Origin of the sequence: Oligoflexus tunisiensis (assembly GCF_001748245.1) — a bacterium.
Lineage (GTDB): Bacteria > Bdellovibrionota_B > Oligoflexia > Oligoflexales > Oligoflexaceae > Oligoflexus > Oligoflexus tunisiensis.
The window spans coordinates 2,031,174-2,052,454 of the sequence record NZ_BDFO01000001.1; the positions used below are offsets into that span (position 1 = coordinate 2,031,174).

At 50.5% G+C, this 21,281-nt stretch carries 23 protein-coding genes; 18 read left to right on the forward strand and 5 right to left on the reverse strand.

Annotation, left to right across the window (positions count from 1 at the left end):
• Nucleotides 1–29: 29 nt before the first annotated feature.
• Complete coding sequence (locus OLTU_RS08785; RefSeq protein ID WP_218109930.1) at nucleotides 30–422, forward strand: thiol-disulfide oxidoreductase DCC family protein; 393 nt, start codon at nucleotides 30–32, stop codon at nucleotides 420–422.
• 197 nt (nucleotides 423–619) lie between these two features.
• Here the strand turns inward: OLTU_RS08785 and OLTU_RS08790 are convergent, their stop codons facing one another.
• Nucleotides 620–1,090, reverse strand: a complete 471-nt coding sequence (locus OLTU_RS08790; RefSeq protein WP_141732382.1) for a hypothetical protein — start codon at nucleotides 1,088–1,090, stop codon at nucleotides 620–622.
• A complete protein-coding gene (locus OLTU_RS08795) occupies nucleotides 1,087–1,848 on the reverse strand; it encodes a hypothetical protein (protein ID WP_141732383.1) in 762 nt (253 codons plus the stop codon). The genes OLTU_RS08790 and OLTU_RS08795 overlap by 4 nt, the downstream gene beginning before the upstream one ends.
• Before the next feature lie 723 nt (nucleotides 1,849–2,571).
• Here OLTU_RS08795 and OLTU_RS08800 point away from each other — a divergent pair.
• The 4 genes from OLTU_RS08800 (at nucleotide 2,572) to OLTU_RS08815 (ending at nucleotide 6,918) form a co-directional block, all read left to right on the forward strand.
• On the forward strand, nucleotides 2,572–5,718 hold the full coding sequence (locus OLTU_RS08800) for a toprim domain-containing protein (protein ID WP_141732384.1): 3,147 nt from the start codon (nucleotides 2,572–2,574) through the stop codon (nucleotides 5,716–5,718).
• Nucleotides 5,719–6,119: 401 nt separating this feature from the next.
• Nucleotides 6,120–6,410: a hypothetical protein gene (locus tag OLTU_RS08805; protein ID WP_141732385.1), complete on the forward strand. Its 291-nt coding sequence runs from the start codon at nucleotides 6,120–6,122 to the stop codon at nucleotides 6,408–6,410.
• A gap of 21 nt (nucleotides 6,411–6,431) precedes the next feature.
• On the forward strand, nucleotides 6,432–6,641 hold the full coding sequence (locus OLTU_RS08810; RefSeq protein ID WP_141732386.1) for a hypothetical protein: 210 nt from the start codon (nucleotides 6,432–6,434) through the stop codon (nucleotides 6,639–6,641).
• A gap of 25 nt (nucleotides 6,642–6,666) precedes the next feature.
• On the forward strand, nucleotides 6,667–6,918 hold the full coding sequence (locus OLTU_RS08815; RefSeq protein ID WP_141732387.1) for a helix-turn-helix domain-containing protein: 252 nt from the start codon (nucleotides 6,667–6,669) through the stop codon (nucleotides 6,916–6,918).
• Here OLTU_RS08815 and OLTU_RS08820 read toward each other — a convergent pair.
• Nucleotides 6,915–7,682 (reverse strand): hypothetical protein, encoded by a 768-nt coding sequence (locus OLTU_RS08820; RefSeq protein WP_141732388.1) that lies wholly within the window; start codon nucleotides 7,680–7,682, stop codon nucleotides 6,915–6,917. The genes OLTU_RS08815 and OLTU_RS08820 overlap by 4 nt on opposite strands.
• A 451-nt stretch (nucleotides 7,683–8,133) precedes the next feature.
• On the opposite strand from OLTU_RS08820, the gene OLTU_RS08825 reads away from it, so the two are divergent.
• From OLTU_RS08825 to OLTU_RS08885, 13 genes are all read left to right on the forward strand, one after another.
• Nucleotides 8,134–9,027, forward strand: coding sequence for a PD-(D/E)XK nuclease-like domain-containing protein (locus tag OLTU_RS08825; RefSeq protein ID WP_141732389.1), 894 nt, complete (start codon nucleotides 8,134–8,136; stop codon nucleotides 9,025–9,027).
• A gap of 3 nt (nucleotides 9,028–9,030) precedes the next feature.
• The gene (locus OLTU_RS08830) at nucleotides 9,031–9,960 is read left to right on the forward strand and encodes an AAA family ATPase (protein ID WP_141732390.1); all 930 of its coding nucleotides are present in this window, start codon (nucleotides 9,031–9,033) and stop codon (nucleotides 9,958–9,960) included.
• A 94-nt stretch (nucleotides 9,961–10,054) separates the two neighbouring features.
• Nucleotides 10,055–10,492: a single-stranded DNA-binding protein gene (locus tag OLTU_RS08835; RefSeq protein WP_141732391.1), complete on the forward strand. Its 438-nt coding sequence runs from the start codon at nucleotides 10,055–10,057 to the stop codon at nucleotides 10,490–10,492.
• A gap of 58 nt (nucleotides 10,493–10,550) precedes the next feature.
• Nucleotides 10,551–10,949 (forward strand): RusA family crossover junction endodeoxyribonuclease, encoded by a 399-nt coding sequence (locus OLTU_RS08840; RefSeq protein WP_176736458.1) that lies wholly within the window; start codon nucleotides 10,551–10,553, stop codon nucleotides 10,947–10,949.
• A gap of 24 nt (nucleotides 10,950–10,973) precedes the next feature.
• Complete coding sequence (locus OLTU_RS08845; RefSeq protein WP_141732393.1) at nucleotides 10,974–11,885, forward strand: helix-turn-helix domain-containing protein; 912 nt, start codon at nucleotides 10,974–10,976, stop codon at nucleotides 11,883–11,885.
• Between the two features lie 44 nt (nucleotides 11,886–11,929).
• On the forward strand, nucleotides 11,930–12,190 hold the full coding sequence (locus OLTU_RS08850) for a hypothetical protein (RefSeq protein WP_141732394.1): 261 nt from the start codon (nucleotides 11,930–11,932) through the stop codon (nucleotides 12,188–12,190).
• A complete protein-coding gene (locus OLTU_RS08855) occupies nucleotides 12,187–12,489 on the forward strand; it encodes a hypothetical protein (RefSeq protein ID WP_141732395.1) in 303 nt (100 codons plus the stop codon). The genes OLTU_RS08850 and OLTU_RS08855 overlap by 4 nt, the downstream gene beginning before the upstream one ends.
• Before the next feature lie 34 nt (nucleotides 12,490–12,523).
• Nucleotides 12,524–12,811, forward strand: a complete 288-nt coding sequence (locus tag OLTU_RS08860) for a hypothetical protein (RefSeq protein WP_141732396.1) — start codon at nucleotides 12,524–12,526, stop codon at nucleotides 12,809–12,811.
• Entirely contained in the window at nucleotides 12,811–13,308 is a 498-nt protein-coding gene (locus OLTU_RS08865) for a glycoside hydrolase family 108 protein (RefSeq protein ID WP_141732397.1), read from the forward strand. Before OLTU_RS08860 ends, OLTU_RS08865 begins: the two co-directional genes overlap by 1 nt.
• A gap of 204 nt (nucleotides 13,309–13,512) precedes the next feature.
• Nucleotides 13,513–13,788, forward strand: a complete 276-nt coding sequence (locus OLTU_RS33150) for a helix-turn-helix domain-containing protein (protein WP_141732398.1) — start codon at nucleotides 13,513–13,515, stop codon at nucleotides 13,786–13,788.
• Between the two features lie 80 nt (nucleotides 13,789–13,868).
• Entirely contained in the window at nucleotides 13,869–14,210 is a 342-nt protein-coding gene (locus tag OLTU_RS08875; RefSeq protein WP_141732399.1) for a hypothetical protein, read from the forward strand.
• Nucleotides 14,211–14,230: 20 nt separating this feature from the next.
• Complete coding sequence (locus OLTU_RS08880; protein WP_218109931.1) at nucleotides 14,231–15,085, forward strand: C1 family peptidase; 855 nt, start codon at nucleotides 14,231–14,233, stop codon at nucleotides 15,083–15,085.
• Nucleotides 15,086–15,096: 11 nt separating this feature from the next.
• Entirely contained in the window at nucleotides 15,097–15,678 is a 582-nt protein-coding gene (locus OLTU_RS08885; RefSeq protein ID WP_141732401.1) for a hypothetical protein, read from the forward strand.
• A gap of 441 nt (nucleotides 15,679–16,119) precedes the next feature.
• Here the strand turns inward: OLTU_RS08885 and OLTU_RS08895 are convergent, their stop codons facing one another.
• Together OLTU_RS08895 and OLTU_RS08900 are read right to left on the reverse strand one after the other, a co-directional pair.
• On the reverse strand, nucleotides 16,120–20,259 hold the full coding sequence (locus OLTU_RS08895; RefSeq protein WP_176736459.1) for an RHS repeat domain-containing protein: 4,140 nt from the start codon (nucleotides 20,257–20,259) through the stop codon (nucleotides 16,120–16,122).
• Between the two features lie 510 nt (nucleotides 20,260–20,769).
• Complete coding sequence (locus OLTU_RS08900) at nucleotides 20,770–21,264, reverse strand: SMI1/KNR4 family protein (RefSeq protein WP_141732404.1); 495 nt, start codon at nucleotides 21,262–21,264, stop codon at nucleotides 20,770–20,772.
• Between the last annotated feature and the right edge of the window lie 17 nt (nucleotides 21,265–21,281).

A 21,281-nucleotide genomic window follows, 5' to 3' on the forward strand; every position in this document is an offset into this window, starting at 1 on the left:
ATCGTAGCACACTCCCCATTCTGGAACATTTGCCTGAAGACTGCGGCCTCGTCTTCTTCGATGGCGTCTGCTCATTTTGCGATGGCTTCATACGCTGGCTTCTTAGGGCTGACAAGCGTCACAGGCTTAGATTCTCGACCCTGCAAGGCGAGACCGCGCAGGCCTTGATCCCGCATCTGGCGTCTGAAAAGAAAAGTATCGTCTTGATTTGGAAGGGGCAGGCATACGTGCGCTCGGCGGCGTTGATGCAGATGCTTCAGATCCTCGATATGAAGGTTTTGAAAGCTTTCTTCAGGCTGCTCCCCGCCGGCATGCGCGACGGCGCCTATGATTGGTTCGCCCGCAACCGCTATCGTCTATTTGGAAGAAAGAGCCACTGCACCCTGCCATCCCTGAGCGAAAGAGCCCTGTTCCTAAGCTAGAAGGGATGCGAGCGGTCTTTGCCTTGCCGTTCCATGTATGCGGTTTCCTGCCTCGCCTAGCTCATCAATATGAGTGAACTGTGTCCAGGGAGTGGGCCACCACCGCCGCCCACTCCCTGGACAAAGGTATATAACAGGACTGCCTCCACCAACACCACCGCTGGGCGGCCTATCTTGATCCAGGTTTAGCTACGTTTTCAATTCTCTGGGCCTTGACTTGTCCGTAACCCTTCTTCAAAAAATGCTGCCGAAACAACTTCGATTTTTGGCTGCAGTATTATCTTCGCATCTTCTTTCATGATGGGCAGAACCCCAGGGATAGTGGAGACTGCTGTCCTGGCGAGGTTCTGACTGAAGGCGTGCTGTAGTGTATCAGCTTCAGTATTCGCATAAAAGACAGTTGAATTGCCAGAAGCGATATTCACGGCTGAAAGACTGTGTCTTTTAATATTTGCAATATCCGGCTGCAGGTAAATTGGGTCTGATCCGGGCACGGAGTAGCGTATTATCTCGCCATTTCGCGCGGCGTCTTTTAGCGTCATGAGCTTGGATTGATCGGTTTTTACAACTGGTGGCGCGCCTCCGCCAATCCCGCCTCCAAACGTTCCATCAAAGGAAGTGAATATCAGCAGTATGGAAAAAACACACATCGGTCCAGCATGTTTCATTTGAATGCTCCTTCAGTCGGATCTTGGGCAGAGTAATTTAAAAACGACTCCGATACCATCGTAAAAACCCAGGTTATGTCGCCGTGATTTTCCGGATTCTCGATCTCTTCTTTGATATCCCGCTCAAGCTTTCGGATCAAACGGGTTATCCTCGCAGTGGTCTGCTCATTTAGACCCTGAACCTGCCAGCACCTTGTAGCGTATTTGTTTTGGCTGCATTTCTCAGGACACATATCATTCAGATGCTTAATGGCAAAGCGATTTGTCCGCTCGTTTATCACGGTGTCATTATCAGCCGCGATAACCCTTCCATTCTTATGAGATGCAAGGCCCATGCTAATCAACTTGTCGAGAACTTCCAGGCCAAGTGAGCCAAACCGATCTTTTATTTCGGAGTGGGTTGTTCCTATAAGTTTCGTGCAGTAGCTGTAGATACAGAATTCAATGGAATTCTCTGCAATTTGATTCAGCTGGCCCGTAGCCGGAGCTCCCTCGTGCTTCCTCCAGAGTCGCAGCAGTGAGGCGACGTGTGGTGACAACACGTCGAGTATCTCCAGCATCTCTGGAGTTGAACAAATGACCTCGCAGAGAGGTAGAACGGAGTCAGAGGTTGGTACGTTCTTTCCGTGGGAGAGTCTTTGCAGAGTCTTGTACTCCAGTCCAGTCAGCTCAGCTAGCATCCCCAGCTTGTTTCCAGGCTGTCCCAGCCAACGTTGGATGTACTTCTTAATCAGATCCTTAACTTTTTTTTCTGCCATTATATAACCCCATGATGTCCAAGTTTTTATACCATCATGGGAAAATCGACATCAAACAAAAGAATGATGTTTGTGAAAAGAGACGAACAGTATAGGGTGTCGGGTGGTGCCACGATCTGTGATCGGAGCTACTGGTACGCAAGAGGTTGGAGATGGATCGATGCATTCTTTTGTCACGCTTTCGTGTGCGTTGCAAGCGAGTTCTTCTTAAGCAAAGAAGGTGCTGCTTCGAAACCGAAGAGAAAGGGTCAGTCCTGGAAACCATCCTGCTGGAGGTTTTCTTCATTTACAGGAGGGTGCTTTTTGAAGCTGAAGAGACGTGAATAACTTTGAAAGAGAGAGGGATTGACGTTGAAAGTGAAGGATAAAGCAGAGAGGTTCAGCGGCTACTGGTAATAGCCGCTGAAGTGTTCTGCGAGTGCAGAAGCAAAAACCTAAATACAAGTAGGTTTTGTATCTCCTGCCCCGCCTTCCAAAGCAAGAAAAATCTAAGAGCAATAGAAGCCGTTCTTCCGATGCGGCAGGCAAACGTCTGTCGTCTCAATGGATTGGCGCGCGAAGAAAATGTTTTCACGGAACAGAGATTCGCAGCGTTGAGTTCACAGAACACCTTTCATATGGGACTCTGGCTTTGGCAATACTCCCTTCTGGCACTTTTACGGATGCTAAACTCCTCCTGAGCTGCACTTCATCGCGCAGCTGCAATGGTCTGGAGGTGACTCCGTGAGCCATATTCTATCTGAACACTCTTCCGAGCTCGCAGCACTCGCTGCCGAATGCGGTATCGACTGGCACCAGGTCATAGACCTTCGGCCCGGTATCCATAAACGCCTGCCGGTCATTGCCAGCAAATACAAAGGCAAGTGTGTCATGTGGATCGATGAAGGAACATCGGCCACTGGCGGCACCTTCATACGTATCACCTTTCACACGCAAAAGCATGGCGGGGTTTCCCGGACCTGGGTTTCGCATGGCCGCGGAAGAGGCCCAAGGCTTGCCGCGATTTCCTCGAAAACGAAGAATCCGGAGGATGGTGCGAAACGCCGGATCGAGCTTTTCAACGCCTTTAAAACGGCCTTCGCCGCAGCGCCGCGTGCTGATGCCGCACATCCCTATCTGAAACGCAAAGGCATTGCGGATCTTGTCACCTCCTTTGATATTCGCGTGCTCAGTGACTATAAGGTATTTGGTCGTGGATCGGTCGAGCCGTGGCTGGCTTTCGCGCTGCAAAGTCCAAACGGGGAATATGTCGGCATCCAGCGGATCTGGGCAAACGGGTCCAAAAAGCTTTCGACCAGCGCCTGGGATGGACAGTACAAAGGCGCTCACGCCATCATTGGCGATCCCGAGGCCTCGGCCGTCATCCATATAGCTGAAGGCTTTGCAACCGCCGCCAGCGTTCACCTGGCTACGGGATCGGCAGTGGTCTTTGCCATCAGCGCCGGGAACCTGGAGCCGGTCGCCTGTCATATCCGGGAAAGGTTTGAAGGAAAGCGCATCGTGATCGTGGCGGATAACGACGTCCGCCCGACTGGCGAGGAGCACAAGGGGAACCCGGGCGTTTTCAAGGCGCTCGAGGCTGCCCGCAGAAGCCGGACGTCCATTATCGTGCCGCCGGCCAATGGAGGCCACCCAACCGATGCGAATGACATCCACCTCAACGAAGGTCTCGAGCGGCTGGCGGAAGTTCTCAAGTCTCCCAAATGCCGGCTGAAACCGGCAGGGAATCGATCCGCCTTTCTATTGCAGCTCCTTCGATATGCCAGAACCCAGGACCATGACGCCCTTGTTGGAAAGCTCGCCAACGCTGCGAAAGCGGGCTGGAAGTTTTCGAAGGATGAGCTTGTGAAGGCGGTCAGCGAAGCCACCGAAGGCCGCGCTAGTCCTGGCATGGTTGCCAGGAAAATAGCGGGCGTGATCTGGGCCGGCGAGAAGGCGGCAAGGGATCTCATGAGTATCCGGACCGCAGACAGGCGCCTGAGCTTTAAAACGGTCCGGCATCCGGCAGGGCATTATATCATCCCTCAAGAAGCGACAGAGGCAGTTCTGGAGCATTTGGCGAAAGGAGCCATGGTGGTCCTGGTATCACCAATGGGAACCGGGAAAACCGAGATTGTGATTAAGGAGGCCATGGCACGAGTTCAGCGGGCGGCACTCGTGCTGCCGCGGGTATCCGTTGTGGATGATGCATCGACCCGTCTCTCGAAGGTGAAATACAGTGAAGTGGGGAAGCGGGACGTGGTTTGGCAGAATCAGCTCATCACCTGCGTCAATTCCCTGGATGCTCCACGGTTCAACTCGAACGGTGTGAACTTTTTTGAAAGGCTCGACCTTCTTTGCCTTGATGAAGCAGCCCAGACGATCTCCCAGATGGTCCAGCTCGGCGAAATCGAGCGGCGCAAGGGCAATACTCGTGCCATGATCAAGGCCGTGAGCACAGCCAAGGCCGTGCTGGTCGCGGATGCTTATGCAAGCGAGTACACAGTCAATGCGCTAAGGAACATGGATCATGGAAGGGAGGTTGTAGTCGTTGAGGTAAGGCACCCGCCCGAAGTCGAGAAGCATTGGGACATCGATGTTACAGAGTCGCCCGAAGAGGTCTGCAAGGAACTCCTTCGTTGCCTTGAGTCCGGGGAGAAGTGCCTGCTTGCAACCGATAACAAAAAAATGGCCATGAAGATCGAGCGACTTATCCGCCAGCGCCTCCCGCAGGTTCGCCTATTGAACGCGCACCGGGATCCGAATCCTGATCAGAAGCGCCTCATGGCCACGGCGTTCTCAAATCCAAACCGGGAATGCGTGAAATACGATGCTCTGATTTATACGCCAGTGATCACGGCCGGGGTATCGATTACGGCGCCGCACTTCACAAGGCACTTTGGAATTTTTTGCGGTGCCGTGAAGGTGACCGACATTCTTCAGATGATGGCACGTGACCGGACAGCCCGGCGCTGGCTGATCTCGGTGCGCGGCTCATCGGTCCGCATGCGGCAGCTGGCGGCCGAGGCAGAGAGAAAACTTATCGAAGGAGCCACGCTTTATTCTGACCTCAAAATGGCGACCGCTCGGCACGAGGTCGAGTCACGGGACAACCTCCTGCTTTTGACGCTGAACCTTTTGAAGCTCGGATGTCACAAGGTCAGGATGAAGAAGGATCCTGAGAAACCGGCAAAGGAAATCAGGACGGCCCTCACTGAATTCGGAAAAAAGATCGACGATGAGCGCATGGACCGGATACTTATGCAGCCCGGGATCAGCGAGAGTGAATACGAAGGGCTCAGACGGGAGTGGCTCCCGACGGACGAGCAAGCCGCAGCCATGACCGCCTTTCAGGTGAGAAACCGGCTTTGTGTTGATCTGACCCGGGAAAATATTGAATTCCTCGACAACGGTGGACTCGGGAAAGTGAAGCTCATGGAGGTTGTCACCTCATCGGATCGCGATGTCGAGCGTTTTGAGTGGAGCCAGGAGGGCGAGGACCCGACAGAGCGCTACCGGGCGGCAGAAAAAAAGGCCGTCCTCGGCCGGATGTTCCGTGACCTGGGTATCACCCCCTCGTTTGATGGCGAATTTACGCAGGCTGACTCACGTAAAGTGCTTCAGTGGTCCATCGAGAATGCTGATCATCTGAACCACCTCTTCAAAGGCGTTATTGATCCTGCACGCCCGCCGCGTGGAGCCACGCAGTTTGTTCAAAAAATTCTGTCATTGCTCGGGCTCGAACTGGGCAAGAGAAAATCCAACGGCCGGATGATCAGGTTTATTGACAAGGCTTCACTCGATAAAATGCTCGAGGTCGTAAACGCCCGCCGCAGTCATGGGCAGGAATTCATAAAACAATCACCGAAGGCGGTGGCGACTCCACCTTAGCCAGCGATTTGATCCTCTCCTTCTTCCAGGGTCCAATACAAGGGCCCTGGATTTTTGCGTTCAAAATTCGGAAAGTCACCCGCTGGACCGGGAAAATCATAAACCTTCAGCCACAGCCTGCGAAGCTGATCACTAAGCACAGGAATTTTTTACCAATTTCAAAGAAGAGGTTCTCCGAAATCGGGTGAATCGCTCATCAGAACTGAGATGCATGCACCAAACCTCCCTCATTCAGGGATATCCTGGCAATTGTTGTTTTAATAAAAGAGCGTAAATATCCCTGATAATTCTCATAGAAAGCTAATTGCCATGATGTTGATTATTTCTTTGATGAGGAGTATTTTCGGATTGCCTATATTCCTCGAATCCACTGATCAGTAAGTCCTTGAGTGAATCAAATCATGACTGAAGCGAAGCAGGCGAAAATCATAATTACCCGATCAGCTGATGATGTGATCGACGAGGCCTGCTCAAGAATAACCGCTCTGATCAAGGAATACCGGATCGCGTCCGAGGAGTGGCCGATTATGGAAAAGGAAAGCCCAGGGATATGGAAAAGAATTCAGGAGCTGGAATGGCTTGGTCCTCAATCCTTTGAAGAGACCGAGAGGGGCTGCGAGGCTCTCGTGCTCAACCATGAGCTGATGTTCAAGCGCAAAGTTTTGAGGCGGACAGCCAGCCACGCTGCATGACGAAGATCATAGGATATAAGTATGAATGATCAGAAACATCACATCTCAAAGGGCGATTTGGTCGAGATCAATGGTCGCAGGGGAGTCGTCTGTCATGTGACGTCCCAACGCTGCTGGGTCCTCCACGATGAAGATCGGGTCGCCACCGGCTACTCGATGGCGCGCATCAGGCGATCCTTCCTGAGGTTCGGCATTTATGAAGACCAACTGGTCAAGGCATTTACTGCATAGGCCTTCTCTCATATGAGGATAACCCATGTCGTTTGCTGATCTGATTAAGAACTGGCTTGATGCGCATCCGTCCAGAACGTCAGCGCGCCTTGCCAAGCTGACGGAAGTTTCTCCGGCAGAGATCTCTGCAATCCTTCGCGGACACACACCATCATTGGATGTTGCTGCCCGCTTAGGATCAGTACTTCCGGTCGAAGCCATAGTCGAGATCGTGTCCCGCTCCAATAGAGCGCATCAAAAATTTTTTGACAGAATTCTATCAGGAAATGCCATTTAGGTTTTGGAGAATGATGGCAGTACCTTTTCCAATATTTCCGGCAGAGTTCGCTTGATCAGATTTGATACCCTGTAGTAGTCGCCCAGGTAAAGACCACCCTCTGCCCAGCGAGATACCAAGTGACCAGCTGTCTCGGATTCGGAAGAAATCTTTTTGACCAGATCATCATAATTGTAAAACCCGCTGGGTGTTTTTATGCCAACGTAACCATCGTCGAGACGTCCGGCTGTAGTTAGGATGAGTTCGATATCCCCTTTTTTAAAAACATATTTTTTGGCGACATCATAAGCCGAAACCTCTGAGCCGGAAAATCCAAGGTTTTGCAGGAACGGTTGCAGCTTCAATTCGGCGATTTTTTTTAGATCGATGCATGAGGGAATGTTAGGAAGCTGTCTTGTTCCGATTGCGTGCAAAATGTTTTCGTCGAAAAGGCCAAGTGCTGTAGTGACGCCATCCTCCAATTTCTGGGACCTTAATATGTGAGACGGATCAATCGAGGGATCATTCGAATGAAATGCGAGATAGTCGGTTAGGAAAAAAGTTATCTTGCCATCTGAAAATCGAACATTATTTGATTCCATCTTTTGATTATGAGTAAAGCAGATTTCCAGTTCATCAGCCCTATAAGGCAGGAAAATTGTCTCGAAACCTTTGAAAATGTAGGCCGGCTCGGCTGTAAGTCCTTTTGCACTCATTTGTTCAGATAACCATATTCGAAATTGTTCATGGAGTGGATCGGAGATAACTATCTTATCAACTGACATGCGGCCTCCGTTTCAGGTTATGTTTTACATCTTATCATCTTATCATCTTATCAAAATGTGTCTCGCACGTTTTTGTGGTAAATAGATTTTTCAATCGAAACTTCAGGAGGTGAGAAAATATCGTTCAATCTATGAATGAAAAGTAACTATACCCCTAAGATCACTTTGAACCTGACTCATTGTCGACTGTATATTCACTCTGTAGCGACGCAAGCCGACCTGAGCCGCCGCTACCCGGGCCTCCCCTTTGCCGATCCGTTTGGGGAAGGCCCTCAACTACTGAAAGGAAAGCGATATGACTTTAATCAATGCAATCAAAGTTCCCATCAAGGGATGCCTTTCAGTAGTTCGCATCCCGGGGTCCGTCCCCGGGATCGCTTTTTCATCCGAGGACAAATGCTTCTGAATCCTATCATCAGCGCATTGCTCGCCTCGGGTATGAGGATGACCATTGCGATCCGACCAAGAATTTCAAGCCGAGCCCGGGGTCTATCCGAACCTTCCCATCAAAAAATATCATCTGTCGGATGGTCTATCGAAGACCGGAGCCTGCAGGCTGAGCCGTTCGGCCCGGACTTTTCGGGATTTTATCGATAATCCCCGCGTGTCCAAACCAACAAAATCCCTTCAGACTGGCAGCATCTTTCATATTGCCATGGAAGGTGCGTTTGATGACGAGTGCCGTGTTGGTCCAGCGGTGAAGGACAAGCGGCAGAAAGAGTGGAAGGAATTTGTCAAAGCTCATCCCGGAAAAATCTGCATGGCCCTGGAAGAAGCAGCAGAGATTCAGTCCATGCGGCAGGCACTCCTTGAGTATGGGCCTGCGCGTGACCTTCTCTCGGAGCCGGGTCGCTTTGAGGTATCCTACTATTGGATTGATCAGGCCACAGGGATTCTTTGCAAATGCCGACCTGACTGGATTTCCTCCAATCAACTTACCATAATCGATTTCAAAACTGCTGCGGACGCTACCGAAGACGAGTTTCGGAGATCAGCGAGGCGCTATCACTATTACGTCTCGGCCGCGATGACTATTGACGGAGTTCACGCCGTAACCGGGATCAAGCCTGAGCGCTATATTTTCCTCGCCATTGAGCCTCAATCACCCTACCTCACAGCCGCCTATGAGGCGACGGAGGATGACATCGAGCTTGGACGCGAGTTCATCCGCCGAAGCCTCTCCACCCTCAAACGCTGCCAGGAGAATGGCACATGGCCAGGACTGCCCGAGGAGATTCGAGCTCTCGATGTCCAGCGTTATGCGCGGCGGCACGCAGAGGAAGAAAACAGCTCAGATGCTCAGGATGAAATTTCAAATGAATCAGCCGGCGAATGGTGGGAATAATCGATGAAACTTCGCAAAGCGGAACGAAAAAAAGTCCACGTAAAAATCGGTATTACTGCCCCCAGTGGCCATGGAAAGACTTTTTCAAGCCTCCGAATCGCCCGAGGCCTCGCCAGCTCCTGGGAAAAGGTCTGTCTGATTGATACCGAAGGGTCGGGTGACAAATATGCTGGTCACAAGGCTCTGGGCCCATTTCAGGTGATCAACCTTTTCGAAAGTGATGACGAGTACCACTTCTCCCCTGCGCGCTGGATTGAGGCCATGAAGTTGGCCGCTGATGCCGGGATGGAGGTTGTAATCCTCGATTCAGCGAGCCACGAGTGGCAGTGGTGTCTTGAGCAAAAAGAGCGAATCAATAAGTCGATCCACGATTGGAAGCAGATCACGCCGCACCACAACAAGTTCATCCGGGCCATTCTCCAATGCCCGATGCACACTATCGTCTGCACAAGGCGCAAGGTCGAATACGCCTTGAATGAATCCGGAGGGCGAAAAACCGTAGAGAAGGTCGGCATGAAGTCCGAGATGCGCGAGGGCTTTGAATATGAGCTGGACGTGAACATCGGACTCAATCGAAACCACATGGCGACCATTGAAAAGGATCGCGCCGGCATCTTCCACGGCCGCCCCGAGTTCGTCCCTTCCGAGGCAATTGGACGGGAGTTGCTCGCTTGGTCGCGGGCCGAGGAGCTGAAGCCGGAAGCCGAGCGGCAATCTGTATCGAACGATTCACCGGTATCGGTGGCAGATCCACGTATCAAGGCCTGGATCGAAAAGCGCCTCCAGCAGCTCGAGATCGACGAAGGACTTTGGCCGGCTATTATGAAGACGCTCGATGGTTGTCCGCGCGGTGAGTTGCGAGCCAGGGTTGATGAGGCCGCTGCCGCTGCTCAAAACGCATTAAACGTCGATTTCGGAGGAGAGGCTGGATGATTGCGACGCTCATTTTTCTATTCCTTATCCCATTCGCCGTTTTTGCGAGTGGATTTGTGATTGGGTATTTCAGCGGGAAGGCGGCACGAAACGCATGAGCAGTGTCAATAAAGTCATACTGGTCGGAAATCTCGGCAAAGCTCCTGAGCTGAAATACACGCAAAGCGGAACTGCCTTCTGTCGGCTGAGCCTTGCGACCAAGGAGCAGTGGACTGACCAAAAGGGACAAAAGCAGGAGAAGGTTGAATGGCACAATGTCACTGTTTGGAAAAAGCTTGCTGAAAATACCGCTAAATATTGCGGAAAGGGCTCCTCCATTTATGTGGAAGGTCGGCTGGAAACCCGCTCCTGGGAAGAGAACGGACAGAAGCGGTATGCGACAGATGTTGTCGCCGAGACAGTGAAATTTCTGGGAGGAGGTCGGCAGGGGCGCGAAGAAAGTCCGCCGGCAGAATCCCGTAGCCGGGCACGGCGACCTCTCAACGTTCCGGATAAGATGGGCGACGGCGATCTTGGAGACATCCCGTATTGAAATCGCCCGCCCCGTGCGATTGGTCGGGCGCTGCTTCAGTCAAGAGACAGGATATAGAGTGCCATTGAAGTTTATCATACCGATTGAACCGCAAGGGAAAAAAGAAGCTCGGCGGACCCGCTTTGGAGTCCACAAGGATCCGGGAACCCGGGCTGCAATGGAAGCGATTGCCGACTCAGTTCGTCTCCAATACCAGGACGCGCCACTGGACTGTCCCTTGCGGCTTCTTATCACCGCATGGCGGACAAGACCCAAGACGAAAAAGCATGAGGTCTGGGCGGATACCAAGCCCGACTATGACAATATTGAAAAGCTGATCGGCGATGCCCTCGAAGGCATCCTCTGGGTGAACGATAGTCGGATCGTGGACGGGCAATGCATCAAAAAATATGCGCCAGCAGGAGTGCCGGGATGGATTGAGCTTGAAGTTCTGCCGTGTGTTGAGGCGGTCGGATAACAATATTTCTTTGAGAGATTGAATATGAGTGACTTTGCTCTGGAGACCCCTCCAAAGGTCGAGGAAAGAAAGATCCTGGTCAATGGCGAAACCAGACTTGCCCGGATCATCTGGCTAGGGGAAGAGGAGGGTTTGATCACGACCCAGATCGCCGAATTATTGAATGTTGCTGAAAGTACTGTCCGGAGCCATATTAAGAAGCATGCCGTATGTGCGCGCACACTGTCTGCGCACATAAAGCATAGCCTCAAGGATTCAAATGTCATCCCTATCAAGTCTCACGGAGGCCTTTTCGTCTCAAGGGAAGGAATCGAAGTTCTTGTAAAGGTCATCGACACCGACGAAGCCTGGGAAGTATACCGGCAGCTTTGGAATGATGCCCGGGAGCTTGCGGTCCTGAAGCCAAAATATATTGAACTGCAAGCCAAACACGAAATCACCATCGCGGAATTGAGTTTGGCCCTAAAGGAAAATGAGAGCCTTGCCGGTGTGAACACAGCCCTGATCCAGGAACTAAGGTCAAAAGACGAGGAGCTGATCAAAGCTCAGGCGAAACTCCAGGCCTCAATCGACTTCATCGAAAACAAAGGCAAGGGCAGACGCAAGTGCCGGCACAGCGTTGTGGAATTCGAATTTGCTGGCGTGAACATCTTCGAAGGCCCTCAGTATATAGCCAGGGTGAAAAAGCTGGAGAGGGCAGAGATGAACGAGCGCGAGCAGGACGTCTTTGGTCTCCAGAAGGGGATCTCCTCAATTCGGGGAATCGCCGGCTCAATGGAGCAAAGATCTGAGCGGCTGGGGATCAACAATCCTGAGGTCAGGGAAGCTCTGAAGCAGCTTTCAGCTGCAAGTGATGAAGCCTATCACAGGCTGATCCCGGAAGCCGGGAGGGTGCTCGGACTAAAGGATGGAGAGAGTATCTCGTACCTGAATTGAATCAATAGCCCTGCGGGACAAACTTCAATGCATGAAAGGATGGGATGGAATTTAACGCAGACGCATTGCAATCACTGGCAATAGGAGCATCAGGAGGTGTGCCGCTGACGCTCTTTCTACTGAACTCAATGAAATCGCTCAGAGACAGCTTCGACGCATTCAAGGGGCAGCTTGAAAACCTATCAGCTCGTCTCCAGAAGCTTGAGGTTGTCTTTGAGCTGACCTACCAGGGCGAAATCAAAACCCTTCAGGCAAGAATCACAAAACTTGAAAACCAAATGACCGGGAAAGGTGGAAACCAATGACAGCATTTGAACAGATCGAGCGCGAGTCCCATGAATACACAAACGTTACGTCGGATGAACTTTATGAAATGAGCATTGATGACCTTCAGACGCGTATGTCCCGTGCGCTTGTCCAGCTCGAGGAGGCCGAGGACAACCGCAAGGCATTCAGCAACGCATTTGGCAGCCTTATCAAAAAGATCAAGGCCGACATCCGCACGATGAACCGGGAGATCCGGGATCGTCCTGGCCGAGATGCAGAGCAAACAATGACCGTGGAAAATATCCAGGCAAGGCTTGCCAGTGGTTTGGCAGGCTGAATCTGGTCAGTCTCTCGAAAGATGGGAAACAATTATGTCTGAGAAAAAAGGAACACAGGAAACGATCGAGGTTCTTCAGCTCGTGCTCACCCTGGTCGAGCTGCTGGCGGCCGAAATCAAGGGCGATGGGCTTCAGTGGACGGATGCCGTCAAAGTGGTGATGTCGCCGGAATTCCAGGAGAAGCTTGCCAGGGCCCTGGCTGGCTTCACCGCGATCCCAGGCGAAGTGGAGGACCTGTCCGGAATTGAGATGATTGACCTCGCAGAATTTGCACTTCGCGCGACGAAGTCAGTTCTCTTGAACATCGGGCGGGCCGCCTGATGGATTTCCAGAACGCGGTCCGCTTCGTTCTGGAGATGGAGGGTGGGGGGCAGATCGTCTCCCACCCCAATGATCCGGGCGGCTTGACCAAGTATGGAATCTCCCTGGGTGCTCATCCGGAGCTGGGGCCCGTTGGAATCCGAAATCTCACCGAGGAGCAGGCCATCGGGATCTACCGGTCCAAATACTGGATCCCGCTGAAGCTCAGCCGGTTCTCTCCGCGGCTGGCGCTGCCGCTCTTTGATGCCGCCGTAAACCATGGTCCAAGGAAGGCAGGGGAACTTTTGCAGATGGCTCTGAACAGACTTGGGGCGGGTCTGGTTGTGGACGGGATCATTGGCGGGAAGACGGTGGCGGTTGCAAAGTCCTATGCTCCTCGTCGTGTTCTCGTGGCTTTCCTGACTGAGAGGCTCCGATTCTATCAGGGACTTGAGAACTTCAACGTTTTTGGCCTTGGCTGGCAGAAACGTATAATAGAAATCGCCATTTCAGCCTGAGGGAAGATATGAACCGTGATTTAAAGACGAAACTTTTTGCCAATGTCCTTTTGAGTTCCGAGAGCCAGCCTTTGATTTTCAAGGATCGAGGACGGGCTCTGGTTCCGCCTCGCCCTCTGTTGTCCACAGCCCTTGCCGTAGTGGCTGCAATAGGGCTTTTGATGCTGATCCTATCCAAAGTTAAACCTCTCTTTTGAGGCTTGTATGCACCCAGGTACCTTGCTTAAATCGGTTCGCGAGGATCGTGGATATTCGCTGCGTAAACTTGCTCGAAAGTCTGGATATTCGCCTGGCTACATAGCCGATATAGAGTCCGGAAGGCGGCTGCCACGAGTCTTTGCTCTTGAGTGCATCCTTGTGGCCCTTGCGGCGCATGAAAAAAGGCAGGAATTCTTTGAGATTTATTATTTATACAAGAGCAATTTGCTATTCGAGAATCTAGCGCTGCTTAATAGAAAAGTGGGTGAGTGTTCCTTCTGACTTGGCGGATTTGTGATGCACTCATCGAAGCCATTTGCGATGATGCGAAAAAATGATGACGATCCGATGGGAGTTCTTTAATGAACACTATAAAGTTCCCCAAATATTACCTTCGAGGTCAAATGGTGCTTTTTGATCCAGATGAAGCAATTGCCGTATTGAAGCATTTGAAAGATGGGCGTGAGAGGCTTCTTGGGTTTGACGCATTCAAGCTCATTGGGGAAGACTATAAGTACATTCAACCCTACTCGGAACATAGCGTTGATTATACATCCAGTTCCTATCATTCAACAAAAGATAACTATGAAGACGCGATAGAACGCATCGAGGCTTTGAAAAATCAAGGTTTTGTGTTTGAAATCGTTCATCAGAAGGTTGATTCTCGGACAATGGAGACTTTGGTTAAAAGCGTGTTTGGCTGAAGCAAGTGTTTTCGGCTTAATTGGACGTTCGCTTGTTTTGCGAATATCCGCCTGCTTTTCCTATCCACTACTTGGAGCTATCCTTCCGAAAGCCTGATGTCGGGCTCTCTAAGAAGGATAATAGCATGAGCAAACGCAAAAACCTGGGCTGGCTGCCCGATGAATTTGATGAACGAGATTTCGTATACAAGTCAAAGAAAACTTCGGCGCAATTCCCAAGCGTGGTAGACCATAGAAAGCGCTACTTCAGGGCATGGGACCAGGGCGATCTTGGATCATGCACAGCCCATGCTGCCAGCGCCGCCTGCATGTTCCTTGATGTCTATGACAGGGACATGCCGGTAGTCGTGCCCTCAAGGATTTTTGTCTATTATGCAACCCGGACTCTTGAAGGAACGAAGCACTCAGATTCCGGTGCAACTCTTCGCAATACGATCAAGGCCATTGCCACCTGGGGCTACCCGCCTGAGGATAAATGGCCCTACGATATCCGAAAGTTCACGATCCGTCCTCCGGAGGAGGTTATCAGCCTTGCTGCGAAGGAAAGAATCAAATCGTATGAGCGACTCGGCCGGGATCTCGATCATTTCCGGGAAGTCATAGCCGAAGGCCACCCCATTATTCTCGGCTTTGCGGTCTACCCTTCAATTTATGACCGGAACGTGAAGAAGACCGGACATATCCCGGTGCCCAAGGCTGGCGAAAAGCGTGAGGGTGGTCATGCTGTTCTCGTGTGCGGCTATGACGACGCGAAGGAAGCACTGATCATCAGAAACAGCTGGGGTGAGGACTGGGGCGAAGAAGGCTATGGTTACCTCCCATACCGCTATATCGAGGAGCCGAAGCTTTCCGGGGATTTCTGGACGATCCGCTGAATTGAGACCATATGCTGATCATTGATGTGATTGACGACGATCGTTCTGCCAACTGGTCGGTGGCTGAGATGACCTTGGAGGTCAAGCGCCTGCAAAAGGCGCTGAACCGGACCGCTGACAAGGCGGCATCCGCAGTGAAAGCCGACCTTTCTCAGCGGTTCACGATGCGGAACCAGTGGACGAGAAAAGGCATACGAGTGGATCAGGCGTCAGGCGATGACCTTGATGCGCGTGTGTATTCAGTGGATGAATACATGGTCAAGCAGCAGGACGGTGAAACGTGGAAGCCCAAGGGCTATGTTGCAATCCCCAGGGGGGCAAGAGCATCAGCCCGGGCTCTTATCCCGCGTGGGATGTTCCCCAATGCCCTGCGCGGTCGGAAGGATGTGTTCAAGTTTGACTTCTCGCAGAATCCTTCTTGGAAGCCGTATCCCCATGTCGGAATCTTTCAGCGCGTGATGAACGGAAAGCATCTGAGAATTCTATACCTTCTCAAAGGTGAGAAGAAAACAAAGCCAGCGTGGCATTTTGATAGCCAAGTGGAGGAGGCGACTGACGAGTATTTCGAACGATTTTATAAAGGCATTGAGTAAGAGGTTTGAGGAACTGGAGCCACAAACCTCAAGAAATGAACTGAAGCAATCTGAGATATCCGATGCTATCACTTTTGATGTCATATGGTAAATTCATGGCAAAAGTGACGTGTTTTTCTAGAACAAATCATTCATTCACTCTCTTGTAATCTATATCACCGAAAATATATCCTTCTGACCCGTCTTTAGTCCTGATCTTCAAAACGTGCCAGTCTTTGTTATGATCCTCATCCAAAATTATCGCTGATTCGCCGGCCGATATCTTTGCAACAACAATGTTACCAGGGCAGTTTGAACAAAATTCAGGTTGAGGCTCTGACATGACCTTAACTTCATTAATAAAAATAATCCTGGTTTCACGCTTGCTCGAATACCAAAAGATAATTGCTACTATAATAGCCAGCGCGATTCCTATGTATATTTTCCTGGTATTATTCACCATTAATGTCCACCAATACCGTAAAATTTGACTCCAATGAGAGAAGGTGAATTCAACAAAGTTTCGCCCAGCCCTGCCGGAAACATGTTTAACAAAGAACCACCAATATTCACGCCTGCTTTCTTTAGGCTCCGTTCAGTAGACTGCGAGCAATTGTTAGTAAAGATATTGTATGTACTTTGAGAGCCAAGGTCGTCAACTAATTGAGACTCTTGTGCAGGAGTTAGGCCAAGTATAAGGCCAACTGCGTTTCCGCCATTTCCAACTCTTGCATTTATGAACAAGTCAGCAGGATATGTATACATTTTACTAGGGACGAAGCTATAGACCTTACCGTTGACGTTTACGGTTACATGGCCGAATGCTGACGCAATATCTTTTCCCGGACTCCAAATTTGAACTTCAGTATATAAGCCTGTTGGGTCAATATTATTCACAGGATCGTTCTCGACGTAGCGATATAAGTTAAGACCACCGTCAAATCGAATTGGATCCTTGTTCAACCATCGTCCTATGGAAGGATCATAGTCCCTCGCGCCGAACCGGAGAAGACGTGTTGTCGAATCATAAAGACCACCGGCAAACCCAAATGGCTGGAACCCAGGATTAGAATCCGACAGCACGTTCCCCCATGTGTCGTATTCGATTTCCTGCATGATTTGACCATTGCCAGCCCGGATCACGTATATGGGGCTCCCGAGGTGATCTGAAATAATGCGGTAGCTTACGCCAGATTTTATCATAAGGTCGGGAACATTTCTCTTTTGACCATATACGAAAATTGCCTTGACCGAACCATTTGGATTCAATTGGGCAACCGGTCTCAAGCCATCCTGATAAATGAATGCAGCGGTGAACTGATCATTGGTCCTTGTGCGAATTCTTCGGTTCAGACCATCTACGAGATATCTAACCGTTGTGCCGTTGGAGAAGTTAACCCCCAGCAGGTTTCCAAGTGCATCGTATCGGTATGTAACCCAGCTGCCGTCGATCTTATTGTCTTTTCGCTTGAGATGTCCGCCCAAATTGTAAGTATAGGTCCAGGTTGCATCTGAAACCAGCCGATCATGGGTATCATATACTTCCTGCCCGCCCCCTGTGAGCCGGTTGCCGGTACTCGTATAGGAATACGTTTGACTCATGCCATCTTTAACTTCGCTTATGAGCTGACCAATGGCGTCATAGGCATACTGCGTCACAGAGCTTGTTGCATTGGCCACGCGTGTTCGTGTTGCGATGCGACCCAATTCGTCATAACTGTACTGAAACCGGAGGAATTCTTTACCCTTGACTTTAAGGACTGATTCCGCCTCAGCACCATACGTATCATATATGTGCGTGGTTACGATCCCATTGAGTGCCGACCGACTCAGACGTCCCGTGTTTGGATTTCTGGTGTAAGCGAGATTATTAGCTTGCGTGAGATCGCCATCTGCGTCGTACATATAAGATATGGTGGATTCGTCGCTTCCGTTTACCCGCAGTTTCGAGAGACGATCGAAGGTGTTCCACTCGTATGACAGATTGCCATTAACTGGCCCGAACCAAGTTGTAGAGTTCGGAAGGCGTCCCTGGTCGAAGGAAACCTGAACGTTCGTGCTGGTTGAGATCGATTGCAGTGCCCCATTGCTCCAGGTATAGCTGCGACTAACGCCGGGACCTGTCAAAGTCTGAAGGTTGCCTTTGTCATCGTAGGTAAGATCAACCGTAGTGTTATTCGGTCTAGTCATCTGTGTGGGCTGATCATCAAGATTGTATGTCCATGCCCAGGCAAAAGTACGAGAACGGATCATGGGTTCGGTATTTAAAACAAGGTTTCTGTTGTCATCAAAGCCATAGGAATAGGTGCCGGAGGCGGCAGTGGTTATTCCGCTCCGATCCCCGTTCCCATTGTAGGCAAACTGATAGCTCTGATTATTGGGCAGCGTAAGTGTCGTCAACTGGCCGGCAGCATCATAGGAGTAATTTGTCACCTCGTTCAGCGGGTTTGTAATGGTCGCCAGAAGACCTTGGGAATTGTAAGTCATCGAGTAGGAGCGGGTCCCCTGGGTGACCGAAGTAGGCTGACCCTTTGTATTATACTGCAATGCTACCGCCTGAATCCCCGGTGACTTCATTTTTACCGGCCGGCCTTTGGCGTTCAAAATTTCTTTGTATTGGCGCCCCATGGGTGTTGTCGTCGTGAAAGTGCGAGTGGCCTTGTCAAAGGCTGTGCTGTATGTGCCAATCCCGTCAAACGTTTGGTTTTCTATCATCGTTGCAATGTCATAGGGATTGGCTGGATCTGTCACAGTATACTGGCGCTCAAAATTCACAATACCGCCACCCTGTCCTTCAATGTACTTCGATTGTTCGACCTGGCGATTGCCAAACAGAGGATGAGACGTGTACTGGGTGGTCGATGAATATCCGTGATTATCCCGCACTTGCAATTGCGAGCGGTCGCCGTTGAAGGATTCCTGCACCGAGTAGCCAGATGGCAGGAGATTTATGTTCTTTTTCGTTCTGTCCCAGCCATAGGTCGATTCATAAGTGGTCACAAAACCCATAGGTGATGAAAACGTCGCATATTCAGAATATGACTGGGAAGTTTCGCTTTTTGAAGCCTGAATCCTCTTGTTATATCCCTTGGCATCAATAGCCTCGGCGAGTTTGCCATGTTCGGTAAAGATGTAGGATTTCGTCTTTCCAAGAGCGTCCGTCATCGATGCCATGAGATGGGCACGATTGCCATCGTAATAGGTGAAGGTGTTTGTGAAGCCCAAAGGATTTTTTATTTCTGCCAAGTTCCCGTTGCTGTCATAGGCGAGCGCTGTAGTGATTCCATATGGACTTCGGATTGCTGAGACATTGCCATCCGGATAGCGCAGGATTCTCGTGATTTGGTTATTCCGATCGACGATACGGCTCAAGAGTCCGTCCGTATACTGAAAGCTATAGAGAATCACACCAGTAAGCACGTCAATCGTAGCAACATGTTTCCGATTTGAGTCAAATCTATAGATGCTGCCGCCATCATGAGAAGGGACAATGAAATAGCCCTGGCTGTCCGGATTTTTTTGGAAAAATGTTGTAGCATCCGTGATGTCGGCCCCATTGCCAAGATATATGGTGCCCGTTTCGGCGTCATAACTATGGACTTCGCTGATCGTCCAATGGCCCATTTTAGTGTCTGAAGGATAGCCGAAAGGCGCCAGCCGCACGGGATGTTTCTGTATGATGGTATTAGGGCTGCCTGCAACCCAGCCGGAAACGTACTGGTAACTAATCGTTACCTCACCTTCTGCATAAGTGGTGACATCATTCCCTAGAGCATCCTTGCGATCCCATGAAAATTCAAGATCCCAGCTCGTGGCGTCCGGATCCGTAGCTTGCACTGTGATTTGCCGGCCAGCTATTTCGAGGATGCCTGATACACCTACAACCTTCCAGCGGTTGTCCTGCTCAAATCCGGTTGGGAACCGGGGGACCTTGAAGTAGAGCTTTTTTGTTGGACGCTTGAACTTGTTGATCCGTAGTGAGTTATAGCTCAGGTGAAACGGTGTTCCAGAAATTTCAACCTTTTGCGCAAGGCTTTGATCCCTGCAGCCGATGATGGATCCTTTCTGGGTGCTTCCTATTCCCCCGCACTCATCCTTGGACGTGTCAGGATCCTGTTGAGCCGCACTTGGGACTGCGAATTCGGAAAGGGCGCGGCAATCGAAATATCCACCAAATGATCCCGAATAGGTCCCGGCATCCGGTGGATGATCCCAGTTTCGTGCATTGAGTTCATTGATCGTTTGTTCCACGGCACTTTGCAAATCTGCGAGGGTGACTCCTGGTCGCGTTATCTGGACCTGGCCGATGCCTGAACAGTAACCAGTACCCTCTGTCCCATCTATTGAGTTCGAGACGCCGCAGTCGGATGTGCCTGTCCCATTGCCATCTGGGCTGGAGAAATTCAATTTCCATCCACACGTTAAATGGATGGCAGTGCAGCTCATAGCCTGATCCGAACCCACTGGCATGTAGCCGCTGCCGCCACTCGCAGGCGACGAACCATTTAGTGCGAATTGCGGACTTAATCCGCATGCGACTGCATTATTACCAAAAGACAGAGACGCGATCAGGAAAATGACGGACGTAAGAATGGTTCTCACAGACATCCTCAGGCATTTGATGTGAGCAAATTTAGATGCTTTTCGGATGATGTCTGCCTGGCGTACAAAAGCGCCTAAAAGCCTTATCGTTTAGGCGGCATATACGATCTTTTAAGATGAAGTGAACCACTCCATCTAATTTAATTGATGCCACTTGTCCGGCTGGGAGTCAGCATTACAGTACGCCTCACGCTTGACAAACTTCCAGAAAGTACAGAATGATGTCTGTCTTCGAGGGCAACGGCGTGTTCGAATTTGTATAGTGAGCTGTACCACCAATCAAAAGACAGAGGCTGGGACTGCCTCTGTCTGGGGTTCGCGACTTGGGTGGATAGCTCTCTTTCACATAACGTTCAGGACTTTTTAAATACCCCGAACACGGACAGGGTTATCCATGCATTCTGCAATCAGTTGAGACTATGAAGTCTGAACGGAGCCACACGACGCCCGCATTGGCTCTAAAAAAAGGGACCGCGTATCCACGATCCCTTCATTTTTAGCGCTTTCAGATCAATCGAATACCTGAGGTTGGAGCATGGCTACAAAATCAGTGAACGACTTTGCTATAAGTGAGCAATTTCTCAACGGGTTTTTCGCATCCTCAGGATCGTCAAAGTCCACCTCATTTTCATGATCCCAATAGACCACATATCCAAAGGCCAGATTATTCAAAAGCATTGCAATCTGGTTTCCCCCTGCATCGCTTCCAATAGCTATCAGATAATCCGGCATCCTTCTCTGATTAATATGGTAGGTTTGATAGGCTCGTTGAATGTCAGCCCAGTTTGGTGCTCCAAGCCCGTAAAAGGTTTCTATGCCCTCTTCAATCATCCTGCCTTTGTTGTCGCACTTAAAGACCATCGCGGAATCTAGTGTTCCACCGTTGGATTCCAGAATAAAGGCCCGATAATCATCAGGGAAACGGAAGCCTATATTTCTCTCAAAGGACTCCAATTCCTGGGGTGTGCACGAACCCCATTCCTTACTAAGCTTATTTTTTAGCATGTAATTCTACCTCACCA

Bases quoted from the DNA above. Each gene is read 5' to 3' on its own strand.
- OLTU_RS08790 (WP_141732382.1), bottom strand. From the start codon at position 1,090: ATGAAACATGCTGGACCGATGTGTGTTTTTTCCATACTGCTGATATTC.
- OLTU_RS08795 (WP_141732383.1), bottom strand. From the start codon at position 1,848: ATGGCAGAAAAAAAAGTTAAGGATCTGATTAAGAAGTACATCCAACGT.
- OLTU_RS08805 (WP_141732385.1), top strand. From the start codon at position 6,120: ATGACTGAAGCGAAGCAGGCGAAAATCATAATTACCCGATCAGCTGAT.
- OLTU_RS08810 (WP_141732386.1), top strand. From the start codon at position 6,432: ATGAATGATCAGAAACATCACATCTCAAAGGGCGATTTGGTCGAGATC.
- OLTU_RS08815 (WP_141732387.1), top strand. From the start codon at position 6,667: ATGTCGTTTGCTGATCTGATTAAGAACTGGCTTGATGCGCATCCGTCC.
- OLTU_RS08820 (WP_141732388.1), bottom strand. From the start codon at position 7,682: ATGTCAGTTGATAAGATAGTTATCTCCGATCCACTCCATGAACAATTT.
- OLTU_RS08830 (WP_141732390.1), top strand. From the start codon at position 9,031: ATGAAACTTCGCAAAGCGGAACGAAAAAAAGTCCACGTAAAAATCGGT.
- OLTU_RS08835 (WP_141732391.1), top strand. From the start codon at position 10,055: ATGAGCAGTGTCAATAAAGTCATACTGGTCGGAAATCTCGGCAAAGCT.
- OLTU_RS08845 (WP_141732393.1), top strand. From the start codon at position 10,974: ATGAGTGACTTTGCTCTGGAGACCCCTCCAAAGGTCGAGGAAAGAAAG.
- OLTU_RS08850 (WP_141732394.1), top strand. From the start codon at position 11,930: ATGGAATTTAACGCAGACGCATTGCAATCACTGGCAATAGGAGCATCA.
- OLTU_RS08855 (WP_141732395.1), top strand. From the start codon at position 12,187: ATGACAGCATTTGAACAGATCGAGCGCGAGTCCCATGAATACACAAAC.
- OLTU_RS08860 (WP_141732396.1), top strand. From the start codon at position 12,524: ATGTCTGAGAAAAAAGGAACACAGGAAACGATCGAGGTTCTTCAGCTC.
- OLTU_RS08865 (WP_141732397.1), top strand. From the start codon at position 12,811: ATGGATTTCCAGAACGCGGTCCGCTTCGTTCTGGAGATGGAGGGTGGG.
- OLTU_RS33150 (WP_141732398.1), top strand. From the start codon at position 13,513: ATGCACCCAGGTACCTTGCTTAAATCGGTTCGCGAGGATCGTGGATAT.
- OLTU_RS08875 (WP_141732399.1), top strand. From the start codon at position 13,869: ATGAACACTATAAAGTTCCCCAAATATTACCTTCGAGGTCAAATGGTG.
- OLTU_RS08885 (WP_141732401.1), top strand. From the start codon at position 15,097: ATGCTGATCATTGATGTGATTGACGACGATCGTTCTGCCAACTGGTCG.
- OLTU_RS08900 (WP_141732404.1), bottom strand. From the start codon at position 21,264: ATGCTAAAAAATAAGCTTAGTAAGGAATGGGGTTCGTGCACACCCCAG.